Annotated in this window: 4 protein-coding genes; 2 read left to right on the forward strand and 2 right to left on the reverse strand. The window is 72.7% G+C overall.

Annotated features, from left to right (window positions below; genetic code table 11):
* Positions 1 to 2,128 (forward strand): ATP-dependent DNA helicase RecG (gene recG, locus VF542_RS05035; protein ID WP_408650615.1); only part of this gene is annotated, 2,128 nt, incomplete at its 5' end.
* A gap of 29 nt (positions 2,129 to 2,157) precedes the next feature.
* Here recG and VF542_RS05040 read toward each other — a convergent pair.
* Together VF542_RS05040 and VF542_RS05045 are read right to left on the reverse strand one after the other, a co-directional pair.
* On the reverse strand, positions 2,158 to 3,525 hold the full coding sequence (locus VF542_RS05040; RefSeq protein ID WP_408650616.1) for a hypothetical protein: 1,368 nt from the start codon (positions 3,523 to 3,525) through the stop codon (positions 2,158 to 2,160).
* 57 nt (positions 3,526 to 3,582) lie between these two features.
* Positions 3,583 to 3,942 carry a VOC family protein gene (locus tag VF542_RS05045; protein ID WP_408650617.1) on the reverse strand — a complete coding sequence of 120 codons (360 nt, stop codon included), beginning with the start codon at positions 3,940 to 3,942 and terminating at the stop codon, positions 3,583 to 3,585.
* Between the two features lie 206 nt (positions 3,943 to 4,148).
* Here VF542_RS05045 and VF542_RS05050 point away from each other — a divergent pair.
* Positions 4,149 to 4,256 (forward strand): RsmD family RNA methyltransferase (locus tag VF542_RS05050; protein ID WP_408650618.1); only part of this gene is annotated, 108 nt, incomplete at its 3' end.

The following is a 4,256-nucleotide window of genomic DNA, read 5'->3' on the forward strand; positions in this document are numbered from 1 at the left end:
GCTCGGGTACAGCACGGTCGGCCAGCTGATCCGGCACTACCCCCGCCGGTTCAACGAGCGCGGGGAGCTGACCGACCTCTCCAAGCTGGTCGAGGGCGAGGAGGTGACGGTGCTGGCCGAGGTCGAGTCGACCAGCACCCGCCGCATCCCCGGCCGCAAGCTGAACATCCTCGAGGTCTCGATCCGCTCCGGCCGGCATCGGGCGACGTTGAGCTTCTTCAACCAGCCCTGGCGCGAACGCGACCTGCGGCCGGGCCGGCAGGGCATGTTCGCCGGCAAGGTGACCCGGTTCCGGGACAAGCTGCAACTGAACTCACCGGACTACATCCTGCTGGGCGAGGCGGACTCCGACGATCCGGAGCGGGGCGGCGCCGAGCGGATCGATGAGCAGCTGCAGGACTTCGCCGGCGCGCTGCTGCCGGTCTACCCGGCCGCCGCGGGACTGCCGTCCTGGACCATCGCGCGCTGCATGCGGATCGCCCTGGACCACCTGGACCCGGTGCCCGACCCGCTCCAGCCGCCGGTCCGGGCGCGCGCCGCGGTGATGGAACTGGACGCGGCGCTGCGCCGGATCCACCGGCCCGAGACGATGGCCGAGTACCACCAGGCCCGCCGGCGGCTGGCCTTCGACGAGGCACTGGGCGTCCAGCTGGTGCTGGCCCAGCGCCGGCATGCCAGCGCCGCCAATCCCGCGCTGGCGCGGCCCCGGGTGGCCGGTGGCCTGGTCGAGGCGTTCGAGCGCCGGCTGCCGTTCGAGTTCACCGGTGAGCAGCGCCGGATCGCGGCGGTCATCGAGGACGAGCTGGCCGCCTCCCATCCGATGCACCGGCTGTTGCAGGGCGAGGTCGGTTCGGGCAAGACGGTGCTCGCGCTGCGGGCGATGCTGCAGGTCGTCGACGCCGGCGCCCAGGCGGCGCTGCTGGCCCCGACCGAGGTGCTGGCCGCCCAGCACGAGCGCAGCGTCAACGACCTGCTCGGCGAGCTGGCCCAGGCCGGCCGGCTGGGCGGCTCGGAGCAGGGCACCCAGGTCGTGCTGCTGACCGGGTCGATGTCGACGCCGGCCCGCCGGGCCGCGCTGCTGGAGATCGCCTCCGGAGCGGCCGGCATCGTGATCGGCACCCACGCCCTGATCCAGGACCAGGTGCAGTTCGCCGAACTGGGGCTGGTGGTCATCGACGAGCAGCACCGGTTCGGGGTGGAGCAGCGGGACGCCCTGCGCAGCAAGGCCGCCACCCCGCCGCACCTGCTGGTGATGACCGCCACGCCGATCCCGCGGACGGTCGCGATGACCGTGTTCGGGGACCTGGAGACCTCCGAGCTGCACGAGCTGCCCGGCGGCCGGGCGACGGTGAGCTCCACGGTGGTGCCGGTGACCGAGCGCCCGGACTGGCTGGAACGGGTCTGGCAGCGGATCCGGGAAGAGGTCGTCAAGGGCCGCCAGGTGTTCGTCGTCTGCCCCCGGATCGGCGATGACGGTGACGCCGAAGACATCGGTGCCGCCGCCGATGACCAGCAGCAGACCGCATCCGTCCTGGGCACCTACGCCGAGCTCGGGAGCGACCAGCTCCGGGGACTGCGGCTGGCCCAGCTGCACGGCCGGCTGCCCGCCGAGGACAAGAACGCGGTGATGTCGGCATTCGCGGCCGGTGACCTCGACGTGCTGGTGGCGACCACGGTCATCGAGGTGGGCATCAACGTGCCCAACGCCTCCTTGATGGTGATCCTGGACGCCGACCGGTTCGGGGTGTCGCAGTTGCACCAGTTACGCGGCCGGATCGGGCGGGGCGCCCACCCCGGCCTGTGCCTGATGCTCAGCCAGCTTCCGTTCGGCCATCCGGCGCTGCAGCGGCTGGAGGAGGTCGCCAAGACCACCGACGGCTTCGCCCTGGCCGAACTGGACCTCACCCAGCGGCGCGAGGGCGATGTGCTCGGCGCCGCCCAGTCGGGCCGCAAGTCACAGCTGAAGCTGCTCTCGCTGCTGCAGGACGAGCAGCTGATCAGAGCCGCTCGGGTCGAGGCCCAGCAGGTGATCGAGGCCGATCCGGAGCTCGTCGACCACCCGGGATTGCGGGAGTTCCTCTGGGACTCCTTCGACGAGGACCGGACGGAGTTCCTGCACAAGTCTTGAGGCGGCGAGCACCCAGCCGCCGGCGCCGGTCAGCGGAGCACGGCCAGCACCGGCGGCGCCTGCAACATCAGGTCACCGATCCGGATGCCCGGGCGCAGCGGCCGGGGCAACCCGGGGCGCCAGAGAACCAGTTCCGCGCTGCGTCCCTCGTTGAGCGCGATGACGAGCCAGTCTCCCCGCGCCGAGAAGGTCAGCCCCGGCAGTTCGGTCGGGGGCAGCGTGAGCCCGGGGACCCGGTCCAGGACTCCGGTGTCCAGGTGCAGCACGGCCACGTCGAACGGCGGGCCGAAGCCCTGGGCATCGATGCGCGGGCCCTCATAGATCTGGGCCAGCGGCAAGGCCAGCTGGCTACGGTCCGGGCTGAGAACACCGCCGGTCAGCAAGGTCTCGACCGGCAGGACGTACTCGCGTACCGACTGCGCGCCGGTGGCCAGGTCATAGCGGTGCAGCGCGCAGGCAGCCGTCAGGGTGCACGGTTCCTGCGTCCACACGAGCAGGCCGGCGCCGACCGTGAACGAGCTGGCCCGGCCGATGCTGCCGCCGATCCGGCGTTTGGCCAGGTCGTAGCTGACCAGGGTGCCCGAGGACGGGCTGCGCCGTTCGGCGGTCGCGGCGGTGAGCCCGATCAGCTGGTGGCCGGAGACCGCGACCGGGGTGAGCCCGGCCGGCAGCCGGACCACCCCGGGGCCGGGCAGCTGCACCATGGTGATCGGCCCGTCGGTGGCGATGTCTGCCACCTCGGCCGCCCACACCCCGCCGCGGCCGTCGCTGAACAGCGAGTCGATGTGCCGGTCACTGGCCAGCACCAGGTGGCTGGAATCCCGGCCGACCTGCAGCACCTGGCTGGTGTCGGTGGACTCGCACGGCTGCACCAGGGCGTAGCTGCCGCCGGCGCTGCCGGGCACCAGCTGGGTGATGAACCGCAGCGAGGACAGGGTCAGGCCGGGCGTCGACGTCACGGACCTGGCATCCACGTCGACCGTGTACACCGACTGGCCGCCGACCTGGAGCCGGACGCCGGTGCTGAGCCGGCGCGGGTCGGCGGTCAGGATCGGCTGGTACCGCATCCCGCCGCAGGCTCCGGGCGCGGTGGGCCACGGCCGTCCGGACGCCATCAGGGTGGGCAATGCCACCGGTGCCGGCGGCTGGCCTGCCGTGCCGGTGCGCACCGCCGCGTGCTCGCCGGTCACCGCCATCGCGACGAGCCCGCCGGCCACCAGACCGGCCACCGTCGCGGCTGCCCAGCGGACCCGCCGGTCGTGCGCCAGCCCGCTCAGCCGGGGCAGCACCGGACCAGGTAGCCCCGGGGTCCGGCCGGTCTCGCCGGGTCCGGCGTCGGAGTCCTCGTACTCCTCGGGCAGGACGACGAAGCTCGGCGGATCCGGTTCGTGGGCCACCCGTCCAGCATCAGTCACCGCGGGGCGGACGACAACATCGCCCGGTCCGCCGGTCGGTTAGTTCTCGAACAGGCAGAACGGGTGCCCCGCCGGGTCGAGGTACACCCGGACGTCCTGCTGCGGCTGGAAGTCGGCGAGCACCGCGCCGGCGGCGGCCGCGTGCTCGCAGGCGCGCTCCAGGTCCTCGACCCTGATGTCGAGGTGCGCCATCATCTGCTGGTCCGGCGGTCGGGTCGGCCAGCGTGGTCGTTGGTAGGCCGGCTCGTGCGCGAACGACAGGCCGGGACCACCGTCGGGTGACCTGAGCTTCACCCAGCCCGGTTCGTCCTGCTCCCGCGGCCAGCCGAGCAGCCGCTCGTAGAAGGCGGCCAGCTCCTGGGCGTCGGGCGCGTCCAGCACGAGGCCTGACAACGTCATCCGCGGTGGTGGCATCCGTTCCTCTTCTCATCGGGCCTGAGGAGGCATACCAGCTCCAGCCGGCGTGCGGTCGGCAGGCTCGGCGTGGGCTGGGATCGGGCTGGGATCGGGGCTGGGTCACCACTCATATCGCGGCACAGGAGGCGTGGCAAGCACCGGATCGTTCCAGCACGACGCCGAGGCCACCCAGCACTAGGCTGGCGATCGTGACGCGGATCGTCGGTGGTCAGGCGCGCGGCAGGCGGCTGGCAGTGCCGCCCCGGGTGACTCGCCCCACGTCCGAGCGGGCCCGGGAAGCACTGTTCAACACGCTG

It is taken from the genome of Jatrophihabitans sp., from assembly GCF_036389215.1.
Classification (GTDB): domain Bacteria; phylum Actinomycetota; class Actinomycetes; order Mycobacteriales; family Jatrophihabitantaceae; genus Jatrophihabitans_A.